Source organism: Pleionea sp. WD8-19, from assembly GCF_055326765.1.
Genome location: NZ_JBUZOU010000027.1, coordinates 1 through 25,250, shown reverse-complemented (window position 1 = coordinate 25,250; position 25,250 = coordinate 1). Strand labels below are relative to the sequence as shown.

The following is a 25,250-nucleotide window of genomic DNA, read 5'->3' as shown; positions in this document are numbered from 1 at the left end:
GATCGAAGCGTGGTGAGTTAGTCGTTCGATTCGCAATATTGAGCTTCAACCTGAAGACGAGATTCGGTACCGTCTTCATCAATTTCAACCCATTGGCATTCGCCGCTCAAGGTTTTTAAATAGTATTGGTCGCCTGGAACCGCTGGTGGGACATTGCGGTTTTCATGGTAGTGCTGATGCGCTGATCGAATGGCGTGGCCGATTACGGCACCTGCTACCAAAGCGCCTAACACGTGTGAAGGTTTGCCATGCACATGGCCATGGACGTAAACCCCAGTGTGATGGTGGCTGTGTCCCCAATGATGACGACCATGTACCGAACAGCCCGATAAAATAATCAGTGTAATTAGAAGCGAAAAGGATTTTATTAAGGGCTTTTTATTCATGGCATTCAGGCTGGTTTTTAGTGATATAACTTCTATTTTAACTGTGCCAGCTGAATGAAAACTGAATTGATCGAGTAGCGAAAGACAAAAACACCGCTGTTGACTGTTCTAGCGGTGTTTTTCTCGGTCGTTAAGGCATTTGAATTTTACTATTACTCATGGAAGGATCGCCTGGCATAACAATGGAAGAGGCCTGTTGACGACGCATTTCACGTAATTCTTCCATAGTTTTCTCCATTGCTTCTTTGGCGCTTTCGGCGAATTGACTCATTGCTTCCTTTAATGAGTTGCCTTTTAGCTCGAAAGTTAGAGGTAGTGCGCCAGCAGGTGTGAGAACTTGAGTTTGCCCAATGTAGAGAACATCACGTGCCGAATCAGTGTCGCCATCGGCAGTAACCGGCGTCATAACGCGCACGGTTCCTATTTTCTGATCAGTAATCACCTCTTCGCGATATAAGTTGTCGGTGTCGAATGACATATCCGGCAAGTTATCGTCAGTCATAATAAAACCTCTTTAATTAAATGTGAGCGGCATTATATCAAACACTACGAAGGCTGTGGGCTTTGGATTTTTACCGCATTAAATTACCGTTATTCAGCAGGTTGGAGCAGTGAAAGCTAATAAATTCATTACACTAACGCGCATTCTTGCAAGTTTGAAATGAGGATTTATGCCGTACGCTAAAATAACCGGATGGGGCAAATGTATGCCGCCAGCGATAATGACCAATGACGATCTGGCAACATTTATGGAAACCAGTGACGAATGGATCTATTCGCGCACCGGAATGCGTGAGCGACGCATCTCTCATGTCGATGTGGATGAACTGGCGTACGTTGCTTCGGCGCGTGCAATTGCCTGCGCTGGTCTTCAAGCAAATGATATTGACGGTATTCTTTTTGGCACCACAACACCGACGACGCTAGCGCCGAATTGCGCTTCTTACGTGCAAAAGCGATTAGGAAATGACACCGCGGCAGCGATGGATCTTAATAGTGCTTGCTGCAGTTTTCTGTTTGCGTTGAGTAATGCTGCGTCGTTAATACGCAACGGTGTTATGAAACGTGTGGTGGTGATTGGTGCGGAAAAATTGTCATGGGCCGTCGACTGGTCGAATCGAAATGTCGCCGTATTATTCGGCGATGGTGCGGGTGCCGTGGTGGTCGAAGCCTGCGAGGAACCTATCGGTGTAATGTCGAGCAAGTTAGGCTGTTATGGCGATGTGCGAGAGTCATTAGCGATTGATAATTTTGGCTCAGGGTTCGATCGCACGGCCAATACCTACAGTCATGTTACGTGGAATTTCGATGGACAGGAAATTTTTAAGCGTGCAACCCGTGGTATGGTTCAGGCAACTGAAGAAGCCCTATTACGTGCCAACATGAAGTCAGAAGAAATCGATGTTGTTGTACCACACCAGGCAAATTTGCGGATTATTGATGCGGTCGCTAAACGGTTGAATATTCCAATGGATAAGGTGATGGTCAATGTCGATCGATACGCCAATACTTCAGCAGCAACTATTCCGGTCGCATTATGTGAAGCCGTGGAACAGGGGATGATCCAGCCAGGTGCTAATATTGCCTTGCCTGCATTTGGAGCGGGTTTAACTTGGGGAGCCGCTATTGTTAAGTGGGGGGACCGAGTGACTTCGCTTGCTGAATCCGATGCCGAGTTACCCGAATGCAACCAAACAGCTTTAGAGATAGTTCGACCCTATCTAGACATTGTTGAAAAGTTTCAAAAAAGCTGAGTGCTACCGGCACAATGTATCGAGATAATGCATTGTGCCGATCGAATTAATGGTGATGACCGCCAGCGCCATGCGCGTGACCATGAGCGAGCTCTTCCTCTGTCGCTTCACGTACTTCAACCACTTCAACTGAAAAATGCAGCTCTTCACCGGCTAAAGGGTGGTTGCCATCAACGGTGACGGTATCTCCGTCGATTTGGGTTACTTTAACACTAACAGGCCCTTGCTCGGATTGCGCCTGAAAATGCATGCCAACTTCCAGCGTTTCAACACCATCAAATGCAGTGCGTGGCACTTCTTGGATAAGCTCTTCAACCACCTCACCGTAAGCCATAGCCGGAGCGATGACTTCGTCCACTTTATCACCTGCTGATTTACCTTCCATTGCCTGCTCGAGTCCAGGAATGATGTTACGGTGTCCTTGCATATATAACAGCGGATCTTTACCTTCCGAGGAGTCAATAATATCACCATTGGCATTTTTTACGGTGTAATGCATAGAGACGACTTTGTCTTTGGAAATATTCATAAGAAATCTTCTAAATTTTAGAGCGTGTTTAATTTTTATTTATCATTATTGTTGGAGGCTAAAGTTCCGCCTCTCGTTGTTGTTCGTCGACTATTTGGAAAGACCAAACCGCATTCCTCACGTCGGGATGCCGCATCACTAAATTGACACCATTTTAGACACAACACGATGATAAATAAAAAATAAACACGCTCTAGGGTTTTAGGGCTTGTTTAGCTAAAAGTAAACCGGCCCTGGGAGGGTTCAGCTGTCATTATGAAGGAATTAACACCGGATTGAAAGCGAGCACAGGTTACCGGGAAATGAAGGTTTCAAATCACTGAGGTTTATTGCTTTATAGCGAAAGTGTATTTTAGGACCAGGAGCAGGTTGGTAATAATGCGAACAACGTAGTTACTTTTAGGAGAGTCTGACTTGGCCAAAGTTATGGTGTTTCAACATGTTCCTTATGAGCCTTTGGGAACGTTAGACCCATTGCTACGCGCTCGAAAACACCGTATACGCTATGTGAATTTTGGGCGAAACCCTGCTGCTAAGCCTTCGGTTGCAGGTTATGATGCGTTAATCATTCTGGGCGGCCCTATGAATATCGGCCAGGAAGCCATCTATCCCCATTTAAATGTTGAAAAGCAGGCGATACTGGAGGCACGGGAACGGGGCATTCCGGTGCTCGGTATTTGTTTGGGCGCGCAGTTGATTGCTTCGGCATTAGGGGCTGAAGTTTATGCGGCTCCAGAGCATGAAGTGGGGTGGTATTCTTTAACGCCTACAAAAGCCGGGCAAGATGACCCAGTCATATCGCATTTTCCAAAACAATCTCATGTATTTCAATGGCATGGCTATACTTTCGACTTGCCTCCCGGTGCAACGCACCTGGTGAAAGGCTCCCCTTGCGCACATCAAGCATTCCGGGTTGACGATAATATTTACGGCTTTCAATTTCATTTAGAGGCAAATTTACCTCTGATCCAAAGGTGGTTGAACTTACCTCAACATCGAGCGGAGTTAGGGCTGAAAAATACCCAGCAGCGTATTGAGGCTATTTGGAATAAAACCCTATATCAAATTGATCATTCGCTGGCGCTTAGCGATCGGGTCTTTCGATCGTTTCTTACCAAGATTCCTAAAGTCAATCGACAGCACTTATTTTGGCACAAGTAATACTGACTATCCGACTCACACACTGAGCGCGTTCGGTAATATTTATCGGCCTTTAAGCTATACTTGGTATAGGTTGATTCAGGAGGCAGGTCGTATGATTGAGCTGGAGTACAGTGAGGAGCGTGGCGAACAACGTAAGCACGCAGATGGTCAATCCTATATAAAATATCGGATGATTGAAATCGACGGTGCCGAGAAAAGTCACGCCAGCCCGGTGAGCGATTATTCCTGTTCGGGGTTGAAAGTTGTGTGCCATGAGCCTATTCCTATTGGTCAAATTTTACGATTGGCGGTATATATTAAGCGTCAGCACTCTGAATATCATTTAACCGGAGAAATTCGTTGGTGTCTTGAAGTTAATGAGATACCGACTTACCATGCGGGTATCAGTTTTGTTGCAGACGACAGCTCCGATTACCGGAAATGGCGGCAAGTTTGTGACTATTGATGTTCCATTTTATTTTTGTGGTTATGGAAAGGAGATTGTTTAAATGGAATTGCGCCGTGAACAAAGGTTCGCCAAGCAGGAAACCATCTTTATTGAACTTTTGTCGGCATCCGCTGATGATGAAAATGCGCTAGTTGTCAAATGCTCAACTCAAGATATTTCTAGAACCGGGATAAAAGTTACGTCGAATTACCCGATTACTGTAGGTTTGGTTTTGGAGTTGTTGGTGGATTTTGACCCAGCCTCGCTAAAATATTTGCTAACGGGCGAAGTAAAGTGGTGTAATCAAGTCGATTCAGAGCCAACGTATCTCTGTGGGTTTGAGCTGGTCGATGCTGAACATTCGGATATTGAGTTGTGGCGAGAGCTATTTGAGCCGGAAAGCGAGATGACTACTGAGCCTACTGGAAAATAATTACATACGAGTTTATGTCAAAATTTTCAAGCTGGAACTTGTTCTGAAATCAAACCGAAAACAAATGAATGACATCCATTAAGAAGAGACAGTTATGAAAAAAACGTTAGCCATTCTGGTGATTTTAATACTAATCATAGGTCGAGCAATGTGGGTTGAAGAAAACAACCCTGATCAATGGCAAACTGTCTGGCAAAACTATAAAGATACTGAGTCGGTCACTCATCTAGCGAAAGAGGTTTTCGCTGTTTTTCGTGGTGAAAAAGTAAAGCGAGTGGCGATGTCGATACGTGAAATGAACACCATCGTTTACCAGTGGGTGGACGAGCGAGGTGAAACCCATATGAGCTATCAGAAGCCGGTTGGCATAGAGAATGTGAAAGAAATTCGACTGGGCGATCTGAATTATCAGGTGGAAAAGTCTCTCTCTGAAGAAGAAAAGCGACTGTTACTCAATAGTGGCGGAGAACAATAACATAATTCGCACTGCCCGATTACTGGTACCTTTCCTTGTTTTCTAATTGGCACTCCGCAGATTTTCTTAAAAGGACATAAACCGAACCGGTGCCTCCGTGTTTAGGTTGTGCGGAGTGAAACCCCATAACTTCTGGGATTTGCTTTAACCAATAATTCACATAACTTTTTATTCTTGCCGGAGGATTACTGCGTTCACCTTTTCCGTGAGTGATGAGTAGCGTTCGAAATTCACCACGAATGGCCGATTGAATAAACTGATAAATCGCAGTACGGGCTTCAGCGACAGTATGACGGTGCAAGTCGAGGTGAGCATCAATGGTGTATTTCCCTAGTCGCAACTTACGAAATACACCGGTTTGCAGTCCGTCTAGTTTATACTCCAGAACTTGCAATGGCTCAACGGAAGGAACCGGACTGTCAGTCAAATAATTTTGGTCGACAATCTTATCGGTAACGGCTGCCTGTTTTCTTTTCTCTATGGCGGCGTTTTCCGGAGATTTTTTGCGCAAAGTCACTTTGTCTTGCGACAACGGCTTTACATCAGCAAACTCTTCAAGAAACGGATTTTCGGGTGGCTTATTCATAACTGGGTACGGTTGTTACTTACCTGAACAAATTAAATTTTACCGCTTTCGTTTCTTATTAGAAACCATCGTTAATGGGTACTCTGTATCTATTAGCAATCAGCTTTTTCAGTGATCCTTTGCTAAATAGTCTAAACTTGTTGAAAAACCTGAATATTTTGAATATGGCTGAGCAGCGATCATCGATAAGAACACCCATTCGAACCGATGTAGAGATTACAACTGAACTTTTAGGACGTTTTAAAGCGCGTACCTTGGATTTGTCGGACAATGGGGCGTATATCGAGTCGAGTGAACTGGCCAATATGCCGATTGGTACTTTAGTCACTTTACAAGCAATAGGGTTTCCTGAGCCCATGCCGGTTTTGGAAGCTGAAATTGTTCGTGTTACAGCCATTGGTGCAGCCGTTCGATTCATCCTTTAACTTGACAACTTATCCGATTGCAAGCAGTCTAATTGAATAAACTTACTCTCTAACTCGCTGAGAAAACTGTAATTTTTATGATTGAAGGTCGATTTAACATAGTGTTTGCCGGTCGCACCGTTCCGGGTAAAAGCGCAGAGGAAGTTAAACAAAATCTGGCCCAGTTGTTTAAAACGGGCGTCGCTCAGGTTGAACGTTTATTCAGTGGCCAACAGATTACAATCAAGAAAAACCTGGATTATGCCCAAGCGATGAAGTATCAGTCTGCGCTTAAGCAGGCTGGAGCGTTGGTATTGATTCAAAAGTTGGAGCAAGCACAATCGACAACGGATTCTCACGAAGCTCCTAAAACGCAAGCGACGGTTTCCAAGCCTGAAAGTCAACGATCAAGCTCGACAACACCGGCGGCAGAGCCGGAGGAAAAAGCAGACACCGAATGGAGTTTGGCAAAAGCAGGGGAACAATTACCGCGTATTGAGAAAGTCAGCTCTATTCCTGAACCAGATACATCAACTTTAAGCCTTGGTAATATTGGCGAAGCATTGCAGGACGCCAAAGCAAAACCAAAGCGAGATGTAGATACATCTAGTCTGGAAGTTGCAGATGTTGGCCTTTTGCAAGAGCCTCAAGCTAAACCTAAAAAAGAGGTGGATACTTCACAGCTCTCGGTTGCTGAAGCAGGAGAAAAGATCCCCAATGAGAAAAAAGAAGAACAAAAAATAAACCCAGATATTTCACATCTCGATCTCGATTAAAGCCCTTTTTCTTGCAATTTATATTCTCCAGGCTCATTTTGAATTCGGTGCAGTACGGCATGTGGCATGTGATCATTTTTCAAAGCGCTTAACTGTTCAATTTGTTCGTCCGTTGAAAGGGGGCCTATTAATATGGCTTTAACCCAACGAGGATCAAATGTTAGGCCTTGCTGCTCATTCGATCGAGTGATAAAGCGCCACTCTTTCATACTTTTGTACGCCGGAATTTGGTTCAGAAGAAGCGTTTGCGGCTCTAAAGTGAGCTCACTCAACTCCCCGCAGAGTTTTGCAATGACCGATTCAGATTTTATGGAGGCTGAAGGAATCGTTTGGTATTGAACCGGTAGCATCGAAGCTAAAGTGGAATCTTCAAGATCGTAAAACTTAAGTGCAGCGCCCGAAAAATGATCCGCTTCGCTGTACCAAAGTAACGGATCCAGAGTGTTTGCGAAAAACCGAATCACAGAGTGTTCCATCATAAAGGCATGCCAAATGAGTTGAAGATGTTCCGCCTCCTGAAAGGTGCTATCGATCAAGTTCGGCAGAAGACTTTGTAAGGCATGTCGAATTTCGGACTCATCGTTAAAACGATTTTCATTTCGCCATCGTTGCATAGCTTTATATAACGCATTGTTCGGATCGCCCGTGGGCATCTTGCGTCCTAGTAAGATGCCTGCAATATGGCGAATGCTTTTTTCGAACAATTCGGATTTGGTAAATGGTAAAGAACGATCAAAAGGCGGTAAGAAAGGACTTGGAAACCGGGTGCAGGGTAAAAGTGGAAGCTGCTGCTGCTTTATCGCCTGCGCGATTTTGTCGAATGAACCCGGAAATATAAGCGAAAGTGGTAACTCTACCATGTCGAAACAATCCAAAAACTCTTCTATTTATATCAAAAGGTATAGTAAAGATTTGAGAAATTATCCTTATAAAACTTGAATTCTACTCAAATAAGTAGTATTAATTTACCCAGTATTGAATAAAAGAGGATGTACTGATGCGCGAGCTTACCATGCGCCAACAAGAAGTACTGGATGTTTTACGAGAGTTTATTGAAGAAAACGGCATTGCTCCAACTCATGCGGAGTTGGCAGAACGTTTAGGTGTTAGCTCAACCAAGGCTGCGGCCGATCACTTAAAGGCTCTAGCTAAGAAAGGGGTTATTCGTTTGCACAGCGAAAAGACGCGAGGCATTCAAATTCTTGCTGGAGAGGTGGAGGAGTTACCTTTGGTCGGGTCGGTTGCTGCAGGTATTCCAATTGAGGCAGTCGAAAATATTGAGCGATACGTTACTATTCCTGAGGTTTTACGGCGCAAAAAGCCAACCTTTCTTTTGCGCGTAAGAGGCGACAGTATGAAAGATGCTGGAATACTTGATGGCGACCTGATCGCTGTTCGTAAATCGCAAACTGCTGATATCGGGCAAATTGTGGTTGCGCGTCTGGATGATGAAGTGACGGTCAAACGGCTTGGGCGAAAAAGTGGCAAAGCGGTGTTGTATCCAGAAAACTCAGACTTTCAACCCATCGAAGTGTCTCCCGATGAGCTAGTCATCGAAGGTCAATTTGTCGGGCTGATACGAGCCTAATCGAATTTTTCTATTTTAAATGTTACCCGGCGTTTTGCCGGGTGATTTTACTCATTCTTCCATTCAATCTCCGCTTTTACGTTAATTTCCGTTAAAATAACCGTCCAGAAGTTATCTTGTCAGAGTCTCAATTATGAAAATTGTGGTTAAGCTGTTCCACGAGATCATTATGAAAAGCCGTCCAGTGCGGCGCTTGCTCACTAAGCAATTGCATTACAACCTTGAAAATGCCCTCAAACCCATTGAGAACCGAGCTAAAGTTTATCGTGAGTGGGATAAGATCGAGATTAAATTGCCGTCCGAATTGGATGAAGAAACTTGGCAGAATATCAAAGAGCGGTTGCAATGCATTCCCGGAATCGATTTTATGTTGAGAGTGGATACCTATTCCTTTCAATCGCTTGATGACATCATTGGATTGTGTGTTGATGCTTATTCTGACGATTTAACGGATAAAACCTTTTGCGTACGGGTGAAGCGTAAAGGCAAGCACGAGTTTAACTCCAACGAAGCAGAACGAATGATTGGCGGTGGCTTGCTCGCGCGTACTCAAGTTAAAAAAGTTGCGTTAAAAAATCCTCAAGTCCAGATAAATTTGGAAATCGAGAATGATACGGTATATCTGGTTCGAGAGCGTATTGACGGAATAGGCGGGTACCCATTGGGGCAGCAGGAAGCTGCATTGTCTTTGATTTCAGGAGGGTTCGACTCCGGAGTATCCAGCTTTTTGATGATGCGACGTGGTGTAAAAACGCATTTCTGCTTTTTTAATCTCGGGGGGCTTGCTCACGAGATCGGCGTCAAGCAAGTCGCTTACTACCTTTGGAAAAAGTTTGCTAGCTCACATAAGGTAAAGTTTATTTCAGTACCCTTTGAAGGTGTGGTTGAAGAAATTTTAAAGAATGTTGATCAATCGCTTATGGGAGTGGTTTTAAAACGGATGATGGTTCGAGCGGCTGACAAAGTAGCTCAGGATCTGGCAATAACCACTCTGGTTACCGGTGAAGCCATTGGTCAAGTTTCCAGCCAAACGTTAACCAACCTTACTGTAATTGATGACGCGTCGGAGTCTCTCATTCTACGACCTTTGATTGCGATGGATAAGCAGGACATTATTTTGAAAGCGCGTGAAATTGGTACGGAAGAGTTTGCTGCAAATATGCCCGAATTTTGCGGTGTCATTTCTAACAAGCCTACAACACGTGCCAAATTGGAAAAAGTGCGCGCGACAGAAGCTAATTTTGATTTTTCAGTGTTGGAGCATGCGATTGAAAATCGCATACTCATCTCTATCGATAAGGTGTTGGATGATCTGGATACCGATACTGACGTTACACTGGTTTCTACCCCCGACATTGGTGACGTTATTATTGATATTCGTCACCCGGAAGAACAAGAAAATGCACCATTACAGTTAACCAATAACAAGGTACTCAAAATCCCGTTTTATTCCATTAATAGCCGCTTCCCAGAGTTGGATGAACAATGCAATTATCTTTTGTACTGCGATAAAGGGGTTATGAGTAAAGTGCAAGCACATCACTTGAAGCTGCAAGGGTTTGAAAATGTGAAGGTGTTGCGGGTATAAGCCTAAATGACTCAGCTCAGGATCAATATGGATTGGCTTAATTGATCCTGAAATCTACTCAGCAACTTAACGGTTCATCATTGCGCATTTCATCAATGCCATCGTCGTCTTCATCACGAGACATTTCTAAACGTCCGCTTTTTGCAAGAAATAGTGCTTTACCGTACTTAGGGTTGCTTTCTCGGCACATGATAAAGGTGCCGTTGTTGTGCCAAGTAATTCCCATTGGTAAAAAGCGCAATGGTTGATTGGCGCGAAACGATCGCCAGCGAATATTGATTTCGCTATCCTGAATGGTGTGTTGTTGTATTATCTCATCGGCCTCTGCAGAAAACCGGTTATCATTGTTTTCATCGACAAACAGTAGAAATCCATTTGACCAGTTATTGTCGCACTCCTGTCCGTCTTCACTGGCGCAAAGGACCACATTCCTGGCACGGCTGATGGACTCTTTTCTGGCCAGTTGTACCATCGACATTAATTGATGTGCTTGCGACTCAATCGCTGCTGTGTTGCGAATGTGTTTGAAGCCAGGAATAGCGAAGCTGGCCATTATAGCGGAAAGTAAAGCGACAAAAAGTAATTCGAAAAGACTAAACCCTTGGTAATTTTTCATATTTCATCCTTGATGATTTCCAAACGCGGCTATTGTGCCTTGCAGAACTTCAGTAAAAAATCATCGATCCTTGATCGTTTTTGTAAGACATTTCTGATGTGAGATATCAGAAATGACGTTTACGCTCTAATCAATGCCTAACTTTTTGCATTTATACCTCATTGCGCGAAAGCTGATACCAAGAATTTCCGCAGCCGCCGTTTTATTTCCGCCAGTTTCTTCCAAAGCTTTGGTGATTTCTGATTTTTCAATGGCTTCCAAGTAATCCTCAAGCGGTAAGCCGTTGCGTTCAGATTCAACACTTTTATCTTCCGTTGCCGGTTGCAAGGTTAATTGAATATCATCGGCTCCAAGGGTGTCATCTAACGAAAGTGTAATGGCGCGCTCCAGTATGTTTTCAAGCTCGCGAATGTTTCCAGGAAACGAATAATTGCATAGTTTCTCAATAGCGTCGGCTGAAATTTTTAGTGGTGGGATTTGGTTTCGTTCGGAAAGGCGGTTTACAAAGTAGCTGACCAGTGCTGGAATATCGTCTTTTCGGCTGCGTAGAGGTGGTACGTCGACTTCAATAACATTAATTCGGTAAAACAAATCTTGTCGAAAATCGCCTGCAAGGACCAGTTGGTTTAAGTCTTTATGTGACGCAGACAGAATCCTTACATTAACATTTTGTTCTTTTTCTGCACCGACCGGACGAATGCATCGCTCTTGAATTGCGCGTAACAGTTTGACTTGCATACTCAATGGTAAGTCCGCGATTTCATCCAGAAACAGTGTTCCTCCGTCTGCCGCTTTGAAAAGGCCATCTTTATCGCTTTGCGCGCCGGTGAAACTGCCTTTTTTGTGGCCAAAAAACTCGCTTTCCATCAGCTCGGTAGGAATGGCGCCACAGTTTATGGCAATAAACGGAGCCTCGGAACGGGGCCCATTATTGTGAATTAAGCGAGCGACCATTTCTTTTCCGGTTCCCGACTCACCTTTGATGTAAATGGGTGCCTGACTTTTTGCGACTTTTAAAATCAGCTGTTTTAAGCGCTTAATGACCGAAGTATTTCCAATGAATTGCTGGCTACCATTAAATGGTTTGGAAAATTCTTTGGCTTCCGGTCGGTTCACCTTTAGCGCATTGCTAACAATACTTCGTAGACTCCTCAAATCGACGGGCTTTGATATAAAATCAAAGGCTCCGAGCTTCATGGCTTCAACCGCAGTTTGCATATTGCCATGTGCGGTGATTACGGCAACCGGAGTGTCCGGTTGGTGTTGTTGTAAGTACTCGACCAATTCCAAGCCATCGCCGTCTGGCAAGCGCATATCGGTTAAACACAATTGATAATTTTGTTGTTCGATCTTAGTCTTTGCTTCGCTGACGTTGGGCGCAGTATGGCAGTCGATGCCCATGCGCATCAATGTGATACTGAGTAACTCAAGGATATCGGGTTCGTCATCGATTAATAAAGCAAGCGGCTGTGTCATAGGGCTATTGATCTCTGGCAAAGGTAATTCTGAAGCAGCTACCACCGGAAGGTACGGGGATATAGTCTAGCTGGGCCCGATTCGCTTCGCAAAGCTCTTTCGAAACATACAGTCCAAGCCCTGTGCCCGATGCACTGGTCGTAAAAAAAGGCTCGAAGATGTTTTGGGCGACTTCGGGCGAAATCCCTTCTCCTTTGTCTATGATATCAAGAAACGGTTGGCGAGTTTTAAAGTTCACTCCAGCCACCAGGCTTAAGTAGGGATGATTGGCTTTTTGAATGCTGTAACGCAATCCATTTTCACATAAGTTGGTGACCACTTGGGTAAGCTGACTGATGTCGAATTGGATAGACAAATTTTCGGGTGAAACATCGATAAATAGATCGAGCTTTTCTTTGTGGTTTTTTTGTAACTCTTCCGACATGGTAAGCAAAAAGCGCTTTAAGTTAACAGTTTGCGGCTCAGATTCGCGTCGCTGAGAAAGTTGCATAATATTTTCAATAATGGTATTTACCCGAATAGCATTTTTTTGAATCATTTCTACCAGCTTTTTATCTGCTTGAATCAAGTCCGGAGATTCTTCCAATAATTGAGCCGCATGGCTCAATGCGCCTAAAGGGTTACGAATTTCATGAGCGATACTGGCGGTAAGTCGTCCTAGCGACGCTAATTTTAAATTCTGCGCTTCTTGCGTCATAGGTGTCGTGTCTTCCATAAAAATGAGACACTGTTCATTATGTTCGTCGATATTAGAAAGCTTGATTTGTATTTTTGGACCGGTGGGTGATTGTCGAAAGTTAGAATAAGCGTGCCTAGTTTTTTTCCAATGTTGAACAATACGATCAAGATCTTTGCTGACTAGCTTTAAGTGTTGTCCTTGAACATGCTCTGGCATTTCCAAGAGTTGCCAAGCTGCGGTATTGATAAATTCGATGCGATGGTTTTGATCGATCACGATCACACCAGTTTTCATAAACTGAATAATCTGTTCGTTCAGTTTTTCCATGCTTGCCAAGTCGGCACTGGTGATTTCTGCTTCCAATTCGCTTTGTTTCAGACGACGTGCGGTAAGCAAAGCGAACAATGAGGTTGCGAAAAAGGTAGCACCGAGTAATCCAGCTTGGGTAATGTAATCGGTTTTTGAGCTTCCTGTGAGTTTGAGATAAATGGCTTCACCCAGTACTGCTGACGTTGCAATTGCGGCGAATGCGATGGAGGAACTGCGGGCCACAAGCAAGCAAGCGGTTGTCACCGATACGGCCATTAACATTCCCAAACCCGTTGCGATCCCTCCGCTGGCGTGCATCAATAGCGTGAGCAAAGCGATGTCGATAAAAACTTGTAGCTCAACCAAAATTTTAAAATCTTTGGTTTGTCGTCGATTGACAAAGTAAAACCCAATACTGGTGATGAGGTATACAATGGATGACCAATGGAACAGTGTTGGAAATTCTTGTCCTAAAAAAACCTCACCCGATCGAAGCTCAAATAGGAACAACAAAAAAGCAGCCACCACGATACGGTAAATCGTGTAGATCTGTAATGCGCGGAGAGATGTGTAATGGTGCTCGACTTTCAGGTTTTTCATGCTGTATGTCGTAAGTAGCTGACTTTGTTGCGATTAAAGATACCGTGATATGAGGTTGATTAAAACTGTTATCCGCTTTTTTACTTTTTATTGTTTATTTCGAGCTGGGCAATATTGGATGGCTTTATGGTAAAATACTCGCTTTATTCGTTGTACAAACAACCAGGGTTATTGTTAATGAATCAAGCTGATATTGTTCGGGAAATGCGTGTTTTACCCTCAATTGATACTGAATTTGAAGTGAATCGCAGAATAGACTTTATTAAAAATCGCTTGTTGGCTTCAGGATTAAACAACCTGGTGTTGGGGATCAGCGGAGGGATAGATTCAGCCACTTTAGGACGGTTGGCACAGTTGGCTGTAGAGCAATTAAATCAGTCTCATTCTTCTTCGAACTTTCGGTTTTTAGCTGTACGTTTGCCTTACGGAACACAAGCCGACGAACATGAAGCGCAGTTGGCTCTGGATTTTATAAAACCCAGTGAAACTTTGGTTGTGAATGTACAGACTGCAGTGGATTCTTTATGCTTGGAAGTGAATAAAACCCTTAAGCAAAGTGGGTTATTGCCCGACTGCGACAACACACAAGACTTTTCAAAAGGAAACGTTAAGGCTCGTACTCGAATGGTTGCACAATACCACATTGGAGGCTTGGCGAAAGGATTGGTTTTGGGGACGGATCACTCCGCGGAAAACATTACTGGCTTTTTTACCAAATGGGGAGATGGTGCTTGCGATTTAGCGCCGCTGTTTGGTTTAAACAAGCGACAGGTACGTCAAATTGCGAGTTATTTGGGTGCGCCTGAAGTATTAATTACCAAAGCGCCAACGGCTGATTTAGAGTGTTTGTCGCCAGGTAAGGAAGATGAACAAGCGCTCGGTTTAAGTTATGAGCAAATAGATGACTTTCTTGAAGGAAAAATGATCGCTCCGGATGCTGCTCAAAAGCTTATCGAAATTTTTTGCAAAACACAGCATAAACGCCAGCCGATCCCTACAATTTATGATGAGTAAAGCAAATCGCTTGCATTGTTTAGGGGGAGTGATGATACTTTATCACAACAGCGGCAGACGGCTTGAGTGGAGTAATCATTGTTATGAAGAAAATAGAAGCCATTATTAAACCTTTTAAACTTGATGATGTGCGTGAAGCTCTCGGCGAGCTTGGTGTTGCAGGTATGACGGTAACCGAGGTGAAAGGCTTTGGTCGCCAAAAAGGTCACACCGAATTGTATCGCGGTGCTGAATATATGGTTGATTTTCTACCCAAGGTTAAGGTGGAGGCTGTGGTTTCCGAAGAGCAAGTTGACGCTTGTATCGAACAAATCCTAGAAGTCGCACGAACCGGTAAGATTGGCGATGGTAAAATTTTTGTGACTCACGTTGAAAAGGCTGTGCGTATTCGCACGGGTGAAGTGGATGATGAGGCTCTTTGACGTTTTTGAGTGCTCTTTTTCTAAGTGAAATAAAAAAGGGTTCTCTCAAGAACCCTTTTTTATTTCATTGATGCAAGTTTCTGCTTGTTTATCAAATTAAAGATTAGCAGCGTGTTCTGGGTAGTTCAACTTAAGCAAGTTTTTAGCTTTACTCGAAAGATCGTCAAGCTCAAGGATATCGTAGGCGGTGGCCATTACGACTAATGCGTCAGGAACAGAAGTTGTTTTTGGGTAATGTTCGACAATGTATTGTGCACGATTCGCTGCTGCAATATAGGCATTTCGACTCATATAAAATTGCGCAACGTGCAATTCGTATTTTGCTAGCCGGTTACGTAGAAATATCATACGCTGGTGTGCATCTTTTGCATAATTGCTGTTTGGAAACTTTCTCAATAATTCAGCAAAGTCATTAAACGCCTGGCGTGCAGTAGACGCATCGCGTTGGGATAAGTTTGCCGATAACAGCTCCTTGAAAAAGCCGACTTCTGCTGTAAAGTTTACCAAGCCTTTCATATAGTAGGCGTAATCTACGTTTTCGTGATTGGGGTTCTGGCGGATGAAACGATCAGCAGCTGAAATTGCAGAAGCTGAATCGCGAGCCATATAATAGGCGTAAATGAGGGACGTTTGCGCTTGGTGCGAATAGGGCCCGAATGGGTAAAGGCTATCGAGTTGCTCCAAGTATTTGATGGCGGTCTGATAATTCCCTGCGCTCATTGCCGTTTGGGATTTTTCATAGAGTTTAAAGGCATCATCAGCCAGTGGTACTTCAACGTCATCGACATCGGTAGTTGCGCAAGAAACCAGCAATAAGCTGCCCAATATTAAAATTAAAACACGAAAGTTTTTCATACGTCTCAATAGTTCGTTAAAATTCAGCTCTTTTCATTGTGCAGAGCATTCTACCGGAGCCAGTGATAGAGGCCAATGACTATTTTGGTAAACGCACAATGCTGGTAATCGGGGTTGTAGAGGCCATTATCACCGAAAGGTTCCCATAAACTTGGAAAATCATGCCAAAACAGGTATTTAAACAACACATTCAACTGGATGACAGTGTTCTTGGTAAACGGTTGGATCAGGTGTTGTCGCAAAATTGCAGTGACGTATCCCGTTCACGGCTGCAAGACTGGATAAAAAACGGCAATGTCACCGTTAATGGTGAAGTTGTCACCAAAACCCGACATAAACTGTCGGGAAATGAAATTTTGCAGGTCGACGCTGAAGTAGAAATCGCTGGCGAGTGGGAAGCGCAGGCCATTCCACTGGATATTGTGTTTCAGGACGAGCAGATCATTGTGATCAATAAACCCGCAGGTATGGTGGTACATCCGGCGGCTGGAAATCCGGATGGGACCTTGGTCAATGCTTTACTTGCTCACGATCCTAAGCTACGTCACTTGCCCCGTGCTGGTATTATTCATCGGCTCGACAAAGACACTTCAGGTTTATTGGTAATTGCGCGAACGCTGGAAGCCCATACCTCGTTGGTTGAGCAGTTGCAGCACCGCGCGTTTGAGCGTGAGTATCAATGCATCTGCCATGGTCAGATGATCGCGGGTGGTCGTGTTGCGCAACCCATTGGTCGTCACCCGCAAAACCGAATACTGATGGCTGTTGTGCCCAATGGAAAAGAAGCCATTACTCACTATCGCTTGTTGGACAAGTTCAATGACTTCACCCATTTACAGGTGAACCTGGAAACTGGACGTACCCATCAAATTCGGGTTCATATGGCTCATTTACGCTATCCTTTGGTTGGTGATCCTTTGTACGGACGCCATAATTACGTACCCAGTGGCAGTTCAGAAATGTTGAAACACTGTTTAAGAGCTTTCCGCAGACAAGCGTTACATGCCAGAAAGTTAGGACTTAAACACCCGGTGAGTGGAGAGTGGTTACATTGGGAAGTCGAAGCACCAGAAGATTATCAGCAATTGTTACGCGTGTTACACAATGAAAATCCAATGAAGTAATGACTTTCATCTATCCCGATTGGCCTGCACCGGCTTATGTTAAAGCGCTTTCAACCACTCGAAACGATGGTGTGAGTTTGCAACCGTACAACAGTTGCAACCTGGCAGAACATGTTGGGGATGAGTTTAGCAATGTCGCAGAAAATCGTCGTCGAGTGCAAGAAAAGGCTTCTTTACCAGAGTCACCTAATTGGCTGGAACAAGTTCATTCCAAACAAGTCATTGAAATTGATCAACCTTTACGGTCTGCTTCGGTGGCTGACGCCAGCTTTACTTGCCAAAGGGGACGGGTGTTAGCTGTAATGACTGCCGACTGTTTACCGATTTTATTGTGCAGTCGCGAAAAAAAATGGATTGCTGCCATCCATGCTGGGTGGCGTGGCTTGGCAGCAGGAATTATCGAAAGTTGTTTAGAGAAATACAGTGGTCAATCCGATGAATTGCTTGCGTGGTTGGGGCCTGCCATCAGTAAACGTGCGTTTGAAGTGGGTAATGAAGTACGTCATGCTTTTGTAAAGTCTAATCCTAAGTTGTCCGTTTTTTTTAATCCGCATTCCGAAAAATTTATGGCGGATCTTTATGGGATCGCAAGAGAAAAGTTAAACAGTTATGGCGTTGACGTATATGGCGGCGAATTTTGTACATACGCAGAAGATGAGCGCTTTTTTTCTTATCGGCGAGAAGGTGAAACAGGGCGAATGGCAAGTCTTATCTGGATGGAGTCGGACGATAGATGAGTAATGGTCTTGTTGTCTCTTTCAGTGTGGCAATGATTTTTATTTTATTTATTGTCATCGGTTTAAAAGCAAGCAAAGCGAATTGGGGCTTTTGGGTAACCAATGCAATTGACGGTTGGATCCGGATTTTTTGTCGGCACTATCACCGCCTCAACGGAGACAATATTCAATTACCGGAAACGGGGGGGGCTATTGTCATTGCAAACCATATTTCTGGTTTGGATCCCTTTTTATTGATCGCATCCTGCCATCGGCCACTTCGATTTTTAATTGCCAAAGAAGAGTACGAAAGGTTTGGACTGACTTGGATGTTTAAGTTGGCAGGGTGCATACCGGTGGATCGTTCGGGACGAGTCGATAAGGCTTTTCGCGAGGTGATCCGTAAAGTAGAGCAAGGTGAAGTGGTCGCTTTATTCCCGCACGGAAAAATACACCTTGATCATGAAGAACGAACCCATATTAAGCCGGGCTTACGTAAACTGACGCAGCGACTTTCCTGCAGTGTTTTTCCGGCTCGGATAGAAGGTGTTAAATCCCCAGGCAGTGTATTTAGTGGTGTTGTACTGCGCGGAAAAGTGAATCTGACAAGCTATACTCCTTTAGCGCACCATCATTTTCAGCATGATGACATCGACTTTCAATTGGGATCTTTATTGCTAGGGCGTACCAATGCTCAGGCGTTTCATCTGTCGCTGACCCGTGACAATGATCAAACCGCGCAATAAGGAATAACGTCCTAAACGCTGTTGATTAAAGTGACTTTTCCTTAAGGTGATATCGAATTAATTGAAAATAAATGATTGCGCCCCAATAAAATATTGAAATTAACGTTTAATTTGGGAGTGTGTATCCATGCGAATGGACAAACTGACCAGTAAATTTCAACTCGCGATTGCTGATGCTCAATCATTAGCCGTTGGACGTGATCATCAGTTTATCGAGCCCGTTCATCTTATGGTGGCTTTGCTAAACCAAGAAGGTGGAACCGTTCGGCCACTTCTTACCAAAGCCAATATCAATGTTCATGCATTGCGCTCGCAATTGTTGGTTGCTCTGGATCAACTACCGCAAGTAGAAGGCACAGAAGGCGACTTGCATATTTCTAATGATTTGGCACGACTACTGAACCTGTGTGACAAGCTGGCGCAACAGAGAAAAGATCAGTACATATCATCGGAATTGTTTGTACTTGCTGCTATTGATGACAAAGGCAACCTTGGCCAAATTCTTAAAGAGTTAGGCGCAACGAAAGAGGTGATCGAGCGGTCAATTGAAGAAATTCGGGGTGGACAGAGCATTGATGATCCTAATTCGGAAGAACAACGACAAGCGTTGGAAAAGTTTACTATAGATTTAACCGAGCGAGCGGAACAGGGTAAATTAGATCCAGTAATTGGTCGTGATGATGAAATTCGCCGTACCATTCAGGTGTTGCAACGTCGTTCAAAGAACAATCCGGTGCTTATTGGAGAGCCAGGCGTTGGTAAAACGGCAATCGTTGAAGGACTCGCTCAACGGATAATTAATGGTGAAGTGCCGGAAGGTTTAAAAAACAAGCGAGTACTGTCTCTTGATATGGGAGCATTGATTGCTGGTGCTAAGTATCGTGGCGAGTTTGAAGAGCGTTTGAAGGCCGTTCTCAATGACTTGGCCAAGCAAGAAGGTCGGATCATTTTATTTATTGATGAACTGCATACGATGGTTGGCGCCGGAAAAGCTGATGGAGCCATGGATGCCGGTAATATGTTGAAACCGGCATTGGCGCGAGGGGAGTTGCATTGTGTCGGTGCTACCACGCTTGATGAATATCGTAAATACGTCGAAAAAGATGCAGCGCTAGAGCGTCGTTTCCAAAAAGTTCTTGTTGAAGAACCTTCAGTGGAAGATACCATTGCCATTTTACGCGGTTTAAAAGAGCGGTATGAGGTGCATCATGGTGTGGAGATCACCGACCCCGCTATTGTTAGCGCAGCAACTTTGTCGCATCGCTATATTTCCGATCGTCAATTACCGGATAAAGCGATTGACCTGGTTGATGAAGCTGCCAGTCGCATACGCATGGAAATTGATTCGAAACCGGAAGAAATGGATAAACTGGATCGGCGTCTGATCCAATTAAAGATCCAACGAGAAGCTTTAAAGCAGGAAAAGGATGCCGGATCAAAAAAACGCCTGGCCGATCTGGAGAGTGAAATTCAGGAGCTTGAAAGAGAGTATGCCGAGCTAAATGAAGTCTGGACGGCGGAAAAAGCCGCTTTGCAAGGCACAACGCATATTAAAACTGAATTGGAACGCGCTCGACTTGAAATGGAAGCAGCCCGGCGCGCAAGTGATTTAGCCCGTATGTCTGAATTACAGTATGGCAAAATTCCAGAGCTGGAAAAGCAACTGGATATGGCAGCACAAGCGGAAATGCAAGATATGAAGCTGCTGCGTAATAAAGTGTCTGAAAATGAAATTGCGGAAGTGGTCTCTAAGTGGACCGGAATCCCAGTGTCTAAAATGCTTGAGGGTGAAAGGGAAAAATTGCTGAAAATTGAAGAAGGTTTACACCAGCGTGTGGTCGGACAAAATGAGGCAGTAAATGCAGTTTCTAATGCCATTCGTCGTTCTCGTGCCGGACTTTCCGATCCCAATCGGCCAAACGGTTCCTTTTTGTTTCTTGGACCAACAGGTGTGGGAAAAACTGAGCTTTGTAAAGCGTTGGCGGAATTTCTATTTGATACAGAAGAAGCGATGGTGCGCATCGATATGTCTGAGTTTATGGAAAAGCATTCCGTAGCGCGATTAATTGGCGCGCCTCCGGGCTATGTAGGTTACGACGAGGGAGGTTACTTAACCGAAGCGGTAAGGCGAAAGCCGTACTCGGTTATTTTGCTTGATGAGGTGGAAAAAGCTCATCCCGATGTATTTAATATTTTACTGCAAGTGTTAGAAGACGGTCGGTTGACCGACGGCCAAGGGCGAACGGTGGATTTTCGCAACACGGTGGTCGTTATGACTTCCAATATGGGGTCAGACATCATTCTTGAAGAGGCGGGGAGTGGCGATTACCACTCGTTGAAAAATAAGCTTTTGGAAGTGATTGGGCAGTTCTTTCGTCCAGAGTTTATTAATCGTGTTGATGAAACCGTGGTATTTCATTCATTACCTCGAGACGCAGTCCAATCCATTGCCAGCATACAATTGCGTTATTTACGTCAACGTTTAGTCGAAAATGGATTGGACTTCGAGGTCGATGAAGAAGCCTTATCATTGATTGCCGAACGTGGTTTCGATCCAGTTTACGGAGCTCGACCATTGAAGCGGGCGATTCAGCACTGGATAGAAAACCCACTCGCAAATAAAATTTTGCAAGGTGAATTTCAAAGTGGCGATAAGATCAGAGTTTCTCGTGAAGCGGATGAGTTGGTGTTTCTAAAAAGCTGAGAATAAGTTTATAAGCGGTATTAAAAAGGCGATCATTGGATCGCCTTTTAGGTGAATTCAGTGAAGATAACGCTTCTATTTTTTTATTGACCGTCTGTTTCGCAATAGCGTTGAACCTGATCTTCAGTTTCTTTCTTTTTCGCAGTTCGTTCTTCGTCGGTCATTAATCGGCTACCACCATCATCCGTAGTAACTTTAATGCGAGAAGCATTATTCAGGGTTTGTAAGTTGGCCTTTGCCACTTTACAGGCCTGAGCCATTTGCTGTTGGGCTTTAGTCAGCTGTTCTTGAACGTCGGAGTTGTCTTGCTCTTTCGCTTTTAGTTTTTCGGTGATCGGTGAGGCACTGTCACCGGATTTGGATTTGCGAACCTTGATTCTCTCGTAAGGAATTCCTTTTGGTGGGCGATCGCCGTATTTAATGTTGCCTTCAGCATCTTTCCATTTGTATAACACATTATCGGCGGCGACAGCGATATTAAGACAAGCAGTAATCAGAAGTGCGACCAGTGAAAAACGAGCAAACATTGATAAATCCTTAGAATTCAGAGCGATACTTTATAATATAGCGCTAAATTTGGGTAAAAGTCAGCATCTGGGCCAGATAAACCCTTGATTATTTGGACTGGATCTCAGTTCTTAATGTGTTTTCTTTCACAAATCCGAGCACATAGTCGAACATTTCGGCTTGTTCTTGCGCCAGCCGAGCATCTACCACGACGCATTTCACGCCGTCGATGACGGCAGGCCTTAACAGTGGAGAATAATACATTCGGCGATTACGAAAGGTGCACAGGCTGCCACATAAACGCTCTGCCCAGTCGGAGGGGCGAAACTTTTGGCCTGTTTCGGTTAGGCCTATAATGACCAGTTTTTCGTTATCTGCAATTTGCATGATAGAGAACTTAGTTATCGTCAGTTGAGTTTTGCGCCGCGTATATTGACATAAAAGTTTATTGTGTCAACTTCACAATATGAGTGTTGGACTTTTAACAGAAGCTAAAAGCAGGTTAAACTTACCGGTTTGATTGCTATAAGAATTCTAGCAGAGAGAGCGGGTTACGCTATTTTATTGAGACAATCTCTATGACAAATCAGGATATCGAAAACAAACCGCGTACACGCGGAATCTATTTATTACCCAACTTATTCACTACCGCAGGGTTGTTTGCTGGCTTTTTCGCCGTAGTTGCATCCATGAACGGTCGTTTTGAACATGCCGCCATAGCGATCTTTATTGCAATGATTATGGATGGTATTGATGGTCGTGTGGCACGAATGACCAATACACAATCGGCTTTTGGGGCCGAGTTTGATTCATTGGCAGATATTGTATCCTTTGGTGTGGCACCTTCGTTGGTTATTTATAATTGGGCGCTTTCGTCGCAAGGCAAATTAGGCTGGTTGGCAGCATTTGTCTTTGTCGCGGGTGGTGCGTTGCGGTTGGCTCGATTTAATACCCAGCTAGGGAGTGCTGATAAGCTTTACTTTCAAGGGTTAGCGATACCGTCGGCGGCTGCTATTCTGGCTGGAATGGTATGGTTAGGTGTTGATCTTGAAATTAATGGGCACGATTACGGTGTTTGGATTGCAATCATTACCATTGCGTTAGGCCTATTAATGGTCAGCAATTTACGTTATTACAGTTTTAAAGAAGTGAATTGGCGTGGAAAAGTACCATTTTTGGCCATTCTGGTTGTTGTTTTGATATTTGTCCTGATCGCATATCAACCGCCTATCGTATTGTTCACAGTTTTCGGAGGTTATGCTTTATCCGGTCCCATAGTGACTTTATGGCAAAAGCGTAACTTGATGTCGCGGAGGGGGCGTCGTCAACACAAAGCATCCTTTGAGCAGCAAAACCCTTCGGAGCAACACGAAAACCAGCAGAAAGAGTAGTGTAATTAAAGCGTGTTGATCTGCCAGAGATAACAAAAGAAAGATAATTACGTTCTAATCAGCAAAAGACAAAAAAACTGACTCGTAACCTATCTAATTCTTCCGCGTCTTAGACGTAAATACTTTTAAGGTGCGGATATGTTATTGAAAAACACTCGTCATCGTCCTGATTGGAATTGTCCTGAACATCAAGTTACGGATGAATGCTTTTATTTCAATCGACGTCAGCTAATAAAGTCGGCAACTTTATTAGCTGCTTTCCCAGCCGTTTCTTTGAGCCGCCCTTCACGATTCTCAACCGATGAGCCACTTACATCGGAATACAGTGCAACACATTACAATCACTTTTATGAATTTTCTCTGCAGAAAGATGGGCCGGCCCGATTATCCAAGGGGTTTAAATCGATTCCCTGGCAAGTGAGTATTGAAGGGGAGGTTGAGCATCCTGGAATTTATCACTATGAAGATATATTACGTTGGGGGGCGATAGAAGAACGTATTAATCGATTAAGGTGTGTCGAAGCGTGGTCAATGGTGATTCCATGGCAAGGTTTCGAGTTGAATCAATGAATTAAAAAGTTTAAACCAACCAGCAAAGCCAAATTCGTAGAGTTTTACACTTTACACGACCCAGAGCGTATGCCAGGTCAAAAGCGAGGAGCATTAGGCTTTTTCGCTCTGGACTGGCCGTATAAAGAAGGGTTAAGAATGGATGAAGCGTTGCACCCACTGACTATTTTGGCTACCGGACTGTATGGAAAGCCACTTCCACCGCAAAATGGCGCGCCTATTCGACTGATAGTCCCATGGAAATACGGATTTAAGAGCATAAAGTCGATTGTACGTATTCGATTTGTTGTGCATCAACCGAAAAATACCTGGCAAATTTCGGCGCCCAAGGAATATGGCTTTTATGCCAATGTAAATCCAGATGTGGATCATCCGCGCTGGAGCCAAAAGAAGGAGCGACGTATTGTGAATGAGTCAATATTTGGCACCAAGCGAATCCCGACAACCAAGTTCAATGGATATGCAGAGCATGTAGCCCAGCTATATCAAGGTATGGATTTAACGAATCATTTTTAATATGTTGCGACTGGGTTTTCATTGCTTGGCAGTTTTGCCATTTATTTATTTTCTGACTTTAGCTATTACACAATCGTTGGGTGCTGACCCACAAGAGGTGTTACTTCATAACATGGGCTTGTGGGCACTAAAGTTTCTACTCGCTTGTTTGGCTATGTCCCCTCTGCGGAAAGTAACCGGGCGAGGCGTATTTATCAGTTATCGGCGTATGTTAGGGCTTTACTTCTTCTTTTACCTATGTAGTCACCTTTTCGTTTACTGCTGGTTTTTCCTTGGTTGGGATTGGCGCATGATCGGAGTAGAAATTGTCGAGCGACCCTATATCACAATTGGGTTTCTGGCATTTGTTATGGCTTTACCTTTAGTCTTAACATCAACGCAGTTGATGCAAAGAAAGCTCAAACAAAGATGGAAGCAGCTGCATCGACTGGTTTATCCCATCACGGTTTTTGGGATAGTACACTTCATATGGCAGAGCAAAGCCGATCTGAACCGTCCTTTGATCTTTGCCATTATTCTCGTCCTTTTGTTTTTGATCCGTTTAGCTCCGCTTAACCGCTTATTTAATGTTCAAAAAAGCTCAAAAACGAGCAAGGTTTGAACACATTTTAATTGTTTTTAAAAAAGTTAAACTTTTTCAAAATAAAGTGTTGCCAAGCAAAATTATATCCTTATAATGCGCATCTCGCTTGGGGCAGCAAGCCACTTCAACAGAAGCTCTGGCTAGCAAAAACAAGCGAAATAACAGGAGGTTAAATAAACTTAGAAATAAGTGTTGACAGGGAAATCGAGTGGCGTATAATTCGCGCCCCAACGTTGAGAAACACGTTGAGTTGCAAAGGCGGGTTCCTGGCAACATGTTCTTTAAAAAGAAAGATGAAGTAATCTGTGTGGG

Annotated in this window: 30 protein-coding genes; 19 read left to right on the top strand and 11 right to left on the bottom strand. The window is 44.0% G+C overall.

Annotated elements, in window-relative coordinates; all coding sequences use genetic code 11:
* Positions 1–17 precede the first annotated feature (17 nt).
* Positions 18–386: a hypothetical protein gene (locus tag ACTUJY_RS20005; protein ID WP_463617910.1), complete on the bottom strand. Its 369-nt coding sequence runs from the start codon at positions 384–386 to the stop codon at positions 18–20.
* 130 nt (positions 387–516) lie between these two features.
* Positions 517–888 carry a hypothetical protein gene (locus tag ACTUJY_RS20000; RefSeq protein ID WP_463617909.1) on the bottom strand — a complete coding sequence of 124 codons (372 nt, stop codon included), beginning with the start codon at positions 886–888 and terminating at the stop codon, positions 517–519.
* A 169-nt stretch (positions 889–1,057) separates the two neighbouring features.
* On the opposite strand from ACTUJY_RS20000, the gene ACTUJY_RS19995 reads away from it, so the two are divergent.
* Entirely contained in the window at positions 1,058–2,140 is a 1,083-nt protein-coding gene (locus ACTUJY_RS19995) for a beta-ketoacyl-ACP synthase 3 (protein ID WP_463617908.1), read from the top strand.
* A 46-nt stretch (positions 2,141–2,186) separates the two neighbouring features.
* On the opposite strand, the gene slyD is transcribed toward ACTUJY_RS19995, so the two are convergent.
* Positions 2,187–2,669 (bottom strand): peptidylprolyl isomerase, encoded by a 483-nt coding sequence (gene slyD, locus ACTUJY_RS19990; RefSeq protein WP_463617907.1) that lies wholly within the window; start codon positions 2,667–2,669, stop codon positions 2,187–2,189.
* A 414-nt stretch (positions 2,670–3,083) separates the two neighbouring features.
* On the opposite strand from slyD, the gene ACTUJY_RS19985 reads away from it, so the two are divergent.
* The 4 genes from ACTUJY_RS19985 to ACTUJY_RS19970 all read left to right on the top strand — a co-directional run bounded on the left by ACTUJY_RS19985 (position 3,084) and on the right by ACTUJY_RS19970 (position 5,168).
* Positions 3,084–3,830 (top strand): type 1 glutamine amidotransferase, encoded by a 747-nt coding sequence (locus ACTUJY_RS19985; RefSeq protein WP_463617906.1) that lies wholly within the window; start codon positions 3,084–3,086, stop codon positions 3,828–3,830.
* A 94-nt stretch (positions 3,831–3,924) separates the two neighbouring features.
* Positions 3,925–4,278: a PilZ domain-containing protein gene (locus tag ACTUJY_RS19980; protein WP_463617905.1), complete on the top strand. Its 354-nt coding sequence runs from the start codon at positions 3,925–3,927 to the stop codon at positions 4,276–4,278.
* Between the two features lie 43 nt (positions 4,279–4,321).
* Entirely contained in the window at positions 4,322–4,693 is a 372-nt protein-coding gene (locus ACTUJY_RS19975; RefSeq protein ID WP_463617904.1) for a PilZ domain-containing protein, read from the top strand.
* Positions 4,694–4,787: 94 nt separating this feature from the next.
* The gene (locus tag ACTUJY_RS19970) at positions 4,788–5,168 is read left to right on the top strand and encodes a hypothetical protein (RefSeq protein WP_463617903.1); all 381 of its coding nucleotides are present in this window, start codon (positions 4,788–4,790) and stop codon (positions 5,166–5,168) included.
* Positions 5,169–5,187: 19 nt separating this feature from the next.
* On the opposite strand, the gene smrA is transcribed toward ACTUJY_RS19970, so the two are convergent.
* Entirely contained in the window at positions 5,188–5,754 is a 567-nt protein-coding gene (gene smrA, locus ACTUJY_RS19965) for a DNA endonuclease SmrA (protein WP_463617902.1), read from the bottom strand.
* A 74-nt stretch (positions 5,755–5,828) separates the two neighbouring features.
* On the opposite strand from smrA, the gene ACTUJY_RS19960 reads away from it, so the two are divergent.
* Both ACTUJY_RS19960 and ACTUJY_RS19955 read left to right on the top strand, forming a co-directional pair.
* Positions 5,829–6,179: a PilZ domain-containing protein gene (locus tag ACTUJY_RS19960; protein ID WP_463617901.1), complete on the top strand. Its 351-nt coding sequence runs from the start codon at positions 5,829–5,831 to the stop codon at positions 6,177–6,179.
* 77 nt (positions 6,180–6,256) lie between these two features.
* Positions 6,257–6,934, top strand: a complete 678-nt coding sequence (locus ACTUJY_RS19955) for a hypothetical protein (RefSeq protein ID WP_463617900.1) — start codon at positions 6,257–6,259, stop codon at positions 6,932–6,934.
* Here the strand turns inward: ACTUJY_RS19955 and ACTUJY_RS19950 are convergent.
* Entirely contained in the window at positions 6,931–7,794 is an 864-nt protein-coding gene (locus tag ACTUJY_RS19950) for a hypothetical protein (protein WP_463617899.1), read from the bottom strand. The genes ACTUJY_RS19955 and ACTUJY_RS19950 overlap by 4 nt on opposite strands.
* A 134-nt stretch (positions 7,795–7,928) precedes the next feature.
* Between ACTUJY_RS19950 and lexA the strand changes: the two genes are divergently transcribed.
* Together lexA and thiI are read left to right on the top strand one after the other, a co-directional pair.
* Entirely contained in the window at positions 7,929–8,522 is a 594-nt protein-coding gene (gene lexA, locus ACTUJY_RS19945) for a transcriptional repressor LexA (protein ID WP_463617919.1), read from the top strand.
* Between the two features lie 133 nt (positions 8,523–8,655).
* The gene (gene thiI / locus ACTUJY_RS19940; protein WP_463617898.1) at positions 8,656–10,110 is read left to right on the top strand and encodes a tRNA uracil 4-sulfurtransferase ThiI; all 1,455 of its coding nucleotides are present in this window, start codon (positions 8,656–8,658) and stop codon (positions 10,108–10,110) included.
* 58 nt (positions 10,111–10,168) lie between these two features.
* Here the strand turns inward: thiI and ACTUJY_RS19935 are convergent, their stop codons facing one another.
* From ACTUJY_RS19935 to ACTUJY_RS19925, 3 genes are all read right to left on the bottom strand, one after another.
* Entirely contained in the window at positions 10,169–10,726 is a 558-nt protein-coding gene (locus ACTUJY_RS19935; RefSeq protein WP_463617897.1) for a GspH/FimT family pseudopilin, read from the bottom strand.
* Positions 10,727–10,852: 126 nt separating this feature from the next.
* Entirely contained in the window at positions 10,853–12,202 is a 1,350-nt protein-coding gene (locus ACTUJY_RS19930) for a sigma-54-dependent transcriptional regulator (RefSeq protein WP_463617896.1), read from the bottom strand.
* A 4-nt stretch (positions 12,203–12,206) separates the two neighbouring features.
* Positions 12,207–13,790, bottom strand: a complete 1,584-nt coding sequence (locus ACTUJY_RS19925; RefSeq protein WP_463617895.1) for a two-component system sensor histidine kinase NtrB — start codon at positions 13,788–13,790, stop codon at positions 12,207–12,209.
* A gap of 126 nt (positions 13,791–13,916) precedes the next feature.
* Between ACTUJY_RS19925 and nadE the strand changes: the two genes are divergently transcribed.
* Together nadE and ACTUJY_RS19915 are read left to right on the top strand one after the other, a co-directional pair.
* Positions 13,917–14,804 (top strand): ammonia-dependent NAD(+) synthetase, encoded by an 888-nt coding sequence (gene nadE, locus ACTUJY_RS19920; RefSeq protein WP_463617894.1) that lies wholly within the window; start codon positions 13,917–13,919, stop codon positions 14,802–14,804.
* Positions 14,805–14,887: 83 nt separating this feature from the next.
* Positions 14,888–15,226, top strand: a complete 339-nt coding sequence (locus tag ACTUJY_RS19915) for a P-II family nitrogen regulator (protein ID WP_463617893.1) — start codon at positions 14,888–14,890, stop codon at positions 15,224–15,226.
* A 96-nt stretch (positions 15,227–15,322) separates the two neighbouring features.
* Here the strand turns inward: ACTUJY_RS19915 and ACTUJY_RS19910 are convergent, their stop codons facing one another.
* The gene (locus ACTUJY_RS19910; protein ID WP_463617892.1) at positions 15,323–16,081 is read right to left on the bottom strand and encodes an outer membrane protein assembly factor BamD; all 759 of its coding nucleotides are present in this window, start codon (positions 16,079–16,081) and stop codon (positions 15,323–15,325) included.
* Between the two features lie 161 nt (positions 16,082–16,242).
* On the opposite strand from ACTUJY_RS19910, the gene rluD reads away from it, so the two are divergent.
* The 4 genes from rluD (at position 16,243) to clpB (ending at position 21,371) form a co-directional block, all read left to right on the top strand.
* A complete protein-coding gene (gene rluD, locus ACTUJY_RS19905) occupies positions 16,243–17,205 on the top strand; it encodes a 23S rRNA pseudouridine(1911/1915/1917) synthase RluD (protein WP_463617891.1) in 963 nt (320 codons plus the stop codon).
* Positions 17,205–17,942 carry a peptidoglycan editing factor PgeF gene (gene pgeF / locus ACTUJY_RS19900; protein WP_463617890.1) on the top strand — a complete coding sequence of 246 codons (738 nt, stop codon included), beginning with the start codon at positions 17,205–17,207 and terminating at the stop codon, positions 17,940–17,942. Before rluD ends, pgeF begins: the two co-directional genes overlap by 1 nt.
* Positions 17,939–18,667, top strand: coding sequence for a lysophospholipid acyltransferase family protein (locus ACTUJY_RS19895; protein ID WP_463617889.1), 729 nt, complete (start codon positions 17,939–17,941; stop codon positions 18,665–18,667). Before pgeF ends, ACTUJY_RS19895 begins: the two co-directional genes overlap by 4 nt.
* 127 nt (positions 18,668–18,794) lie before the next feature.
* Positions 18,795–21,371: an ATP-dependent chaperone ClpB gene (clpB, locus tag ACTUJY_RS19890; RefSeq protein WP_463617888.1), complete on the top strand. Its 2,577-nt coding sequence runs from the start codon at positions 18,795–18,797 to the stop codon at positions 21,369–21,371.
* Positions 21,372–21,454: 83 nt separating this feature from the next.
* On the opposite strand, the gene ACTUJY_RS19885 is transcribed toward clpB, so the two are convergent.
* Complete coding sequence (locus ACTUJY_RS19885; RefSeq protein WP_463617887.1) at positions 21,455–21,898, bottom strand: DUF4124 domain-containing protein; 444 nt, start codon at positions 21,896–21,898, stop codon at positions 21,455–21,457.
* Positions 21,899–21,986: 88 nt separating this feature from the next.
* Positions 21,987–22,265: a DUF3579 domain-containing protein gene (locus ACTUJY_RS19880; protein WP_463617886.1), complete on the bottom strand. Its 279-nt coding sequence runs from the start codon at positions 22,263–22,265 to the stop codon at positions 21,987–21,989.
* Between the two features lie 191 nt (positions 22,266–22,456).
* On the opposite strand from ACTUJY_RS19880, the gene pssA reads away from it, so the two are divergent.
* From pssA to ACTUJY_RS19860, 4 genes are all read left to right on the top strand, one after another.
* Positions 22,457–23,269, top strand: coding sequence for a CDP-diacylglycerol--serine O-phosphatidyltransferase (gene pssA / locus ACTUJY_RS19875; RefSeq protein ID WP_463617885.1), 813 nt, complete (start codon positions 22,457–22,459; stop codon positions 23,267–23,269).
* 138 nt (positions 23,270–23,407) lie between these two features.
* Positions 23,408–23,839: a molybdopterin-binding protein gene (locus ACTUJY_RS19870; RefSeq protein WP_463617884.1), complete on the top strand. Its 432-nt coding sequence runs from the start codon at positions 23,408–23,410 to the stop codon at positions 23,837–23,839.
* Positions 23,840–24,355, top strand: coding sequence for a protein-methionine-sulfoxide reductase catalytic subunit MsrP (msrP, locus tag ACTUJY_RS19865; protein ID WP_463617918.1), 516 nt, complete (start codon positions 23,840–23,842; stop codon positions 24,353–24,355).
* A 25-nt stretch (positions 24,356–24,380) separates the two neighbouring features.
* A complete protein-coding gene (locus ACTUJY_RS19860) occupies positions 24,381–24,956 on the top strand; it encodes a protein-methionine-sulfoxide reductase heme-binding subunit MsrQ (protein WP_463617883.1) in 576 nt (191 codons plus the stop codon).
* Positions 24,957–25,250: the final 294 nt, after the last annotated feature.

Bases quoted from the DNA above. Each gene is read 5' to 3' on its own strand.
- ACTUJY_RS20005 (WP_463617910.1), bottom strand. From the start codon at position 386: ATGAATAAAAAGCCCTTAATAAAATCCTTTTCGCTTCTAATTACACTG.
- ACTUJY_RS20000 (WP_463617909.1), bottom strand. From the start codon at position 888: ATGACTGACGATAACTTGCCGGATATGTCATTCGACACCGACAACTTA.
- ACTUJY_RS19995 (WP_463617908.1), top strand. From the start codon at position 1,058: ATGCCGTACGCTAAAATAACCGGATGGGGCAAATGTATGCCGCCAGCG.
- slyD (WP_463617907.1), bottom strand. From the start codon at position 2,669: ATGAATATTTCCAAAGACAAAGTCGTCTCTATGCATTACACCGTAAAA.
- ACTUJY_RS19980 (WP_463617905.1), top strand. From the start codon at position 3,925: ATGATTGAGCTGGAGTACAGTGAGGAGCGTGGCGAACAACGTAAGCAC.
- ACTUJY_RS19975 (WP_463617904.1), top strand. From the start codon at position 4,322: ATGGAATTGCGCCGTGAACAAAGGTTCGCCAAGCAGGAAACCATCTTT.
- ACTUJY_RS19970 (WP_463617903.1), top strand. From the start codon at position 4,788: ATGAAAAAAACGTTAGCCATTCTGGTGATTTTAATACTAATCATAGGT.
- smrA (WP_463617902.1), bottom strand. From the start codon at position 5,754: ATGAATAAGCCACCCGAAAATCCGTTTCTTGAAGAGTTTGCTGATGTA.
- ACTUJY_RS19960 (WP_463617901.1), top strand. From the start codon at position 5,829: ATGGGTACTCTGTATCTATTAGCAATCAGCTTTTTCAGTGATCCTTTG.
- ACTUJY_RS19955 (WP_463617900.1), top strand. From the start codon at position 6,257: ATGATTGAAGGTCGATTTAACATAGTGTTTGCCGGTCGCACCGTTCCG.
- ACTUJY_RS19950 (WP_463617899.1), bottom strand. From the start codon at position 7,794: ATGGTAGAGTTACCACTTTCGCTTATATTTCCGGGTTCATTCGACAAA.
- thiI (WP_463617898.1), top strand. From the start codon at position 8,656: ATGAAAATTGTGGTTAAGCTGTTCCACGAGATCATTATGAAAAGCCGT.
- ACTUJY_RS19935 (WP_463617897.1), bottom strand. From the start codon at position 10,726: ATGAAAAATTACCAAGGGTTTAGTCTTTTCGAATTACTTTTTGTCGCT.
- ACTUJY_RS19930 (WP_463617896.1), bottom strand. From the start codon at position 12,202: ATGACACAGCCGCTTGCTTTATTAATCGATGACGAACCCGATATCCTT.
- ACTUJY_RS19925 (WP_463617895.1), bottom strand. From the start codon at position 13,790: ATGAAAAACCTGAAAGTCGAGCACCATTACACATCTCTCCGCGCATTA.
- nadE (WP_463617894.1), top strand. From the start codon at position 13,917: ATGGTAAAATACTCGCTTTATTCGTTGTACAAACAACCAGGGTTATTG.
- ACTUJY_RS19915 (WP_463617893.1), top strand. From the start codon at position 14,888: ATGAAGAAAATAGAAGCCATTATTAAACCTTTTAAACTTGATGATGTG.
- ACTUJY_RS19910 (WP_463617892.1), bottom strand. From the start codon at position 16,081: ATGAAAAACTTTCGTGTTTTAATTTTAATATTGGGCAGCTTATTGCTG.
- rluD (WP_463617891.1), top strand. From the start codon at position 16,243: ATGCCAAAACAGGTATTTAAACAACACATTCAACTGGATGACAGTGTT.
- pgeF (WP_463617890.1), top strand. From the start codon at position 17,205: ATGACTTTCATCTATCCCGATTGGCCTGCACCGGCTTATGTTAAAGCG.
- ACTUJY_RS19895 (WP_463617889.1), top strand. From the start codon at position 17,939: ATGAGTAATGGTCTTGTTGTCTCTTTCAGTGTGGCAATGATTTTTATT.
- clpB (WP_463617888.1), top strand. From the start codon at position 18,795: ATGCGAATGGACAAACTGACCAGTAAATTTCAACTCGCGATTGCTGAT.
- ACTUJY_RS19885 (WP_463617887.1), bottom strand. From the start codon at position 21,898: ATGTTTGCTCGTTTTTCACTGGTCGCACTTCTGATTACTGCTTGTCTT.
- ACTUJY_RS19880 (WP_463617886.1), bottom strand. From the start codon at position 22,265: ATGCAAATTGCAGATAACGAAAAACTGGTCATTATAGGCCTAACCGAA.
- pssA (WP_463617885.1), top strand. From the start codon at position 22,457: ATGACAAATCAGGATATCGAAAACAAACCGCGTACACGCGGAATCTAT.
- ACTUJY_RS19870 (WP_463617884.1), top strand. From the start codon at position 23,408: ATGTTATTGAAAAACACTCGTCATCGTCCTGATTGGAATTGTCCTGAA.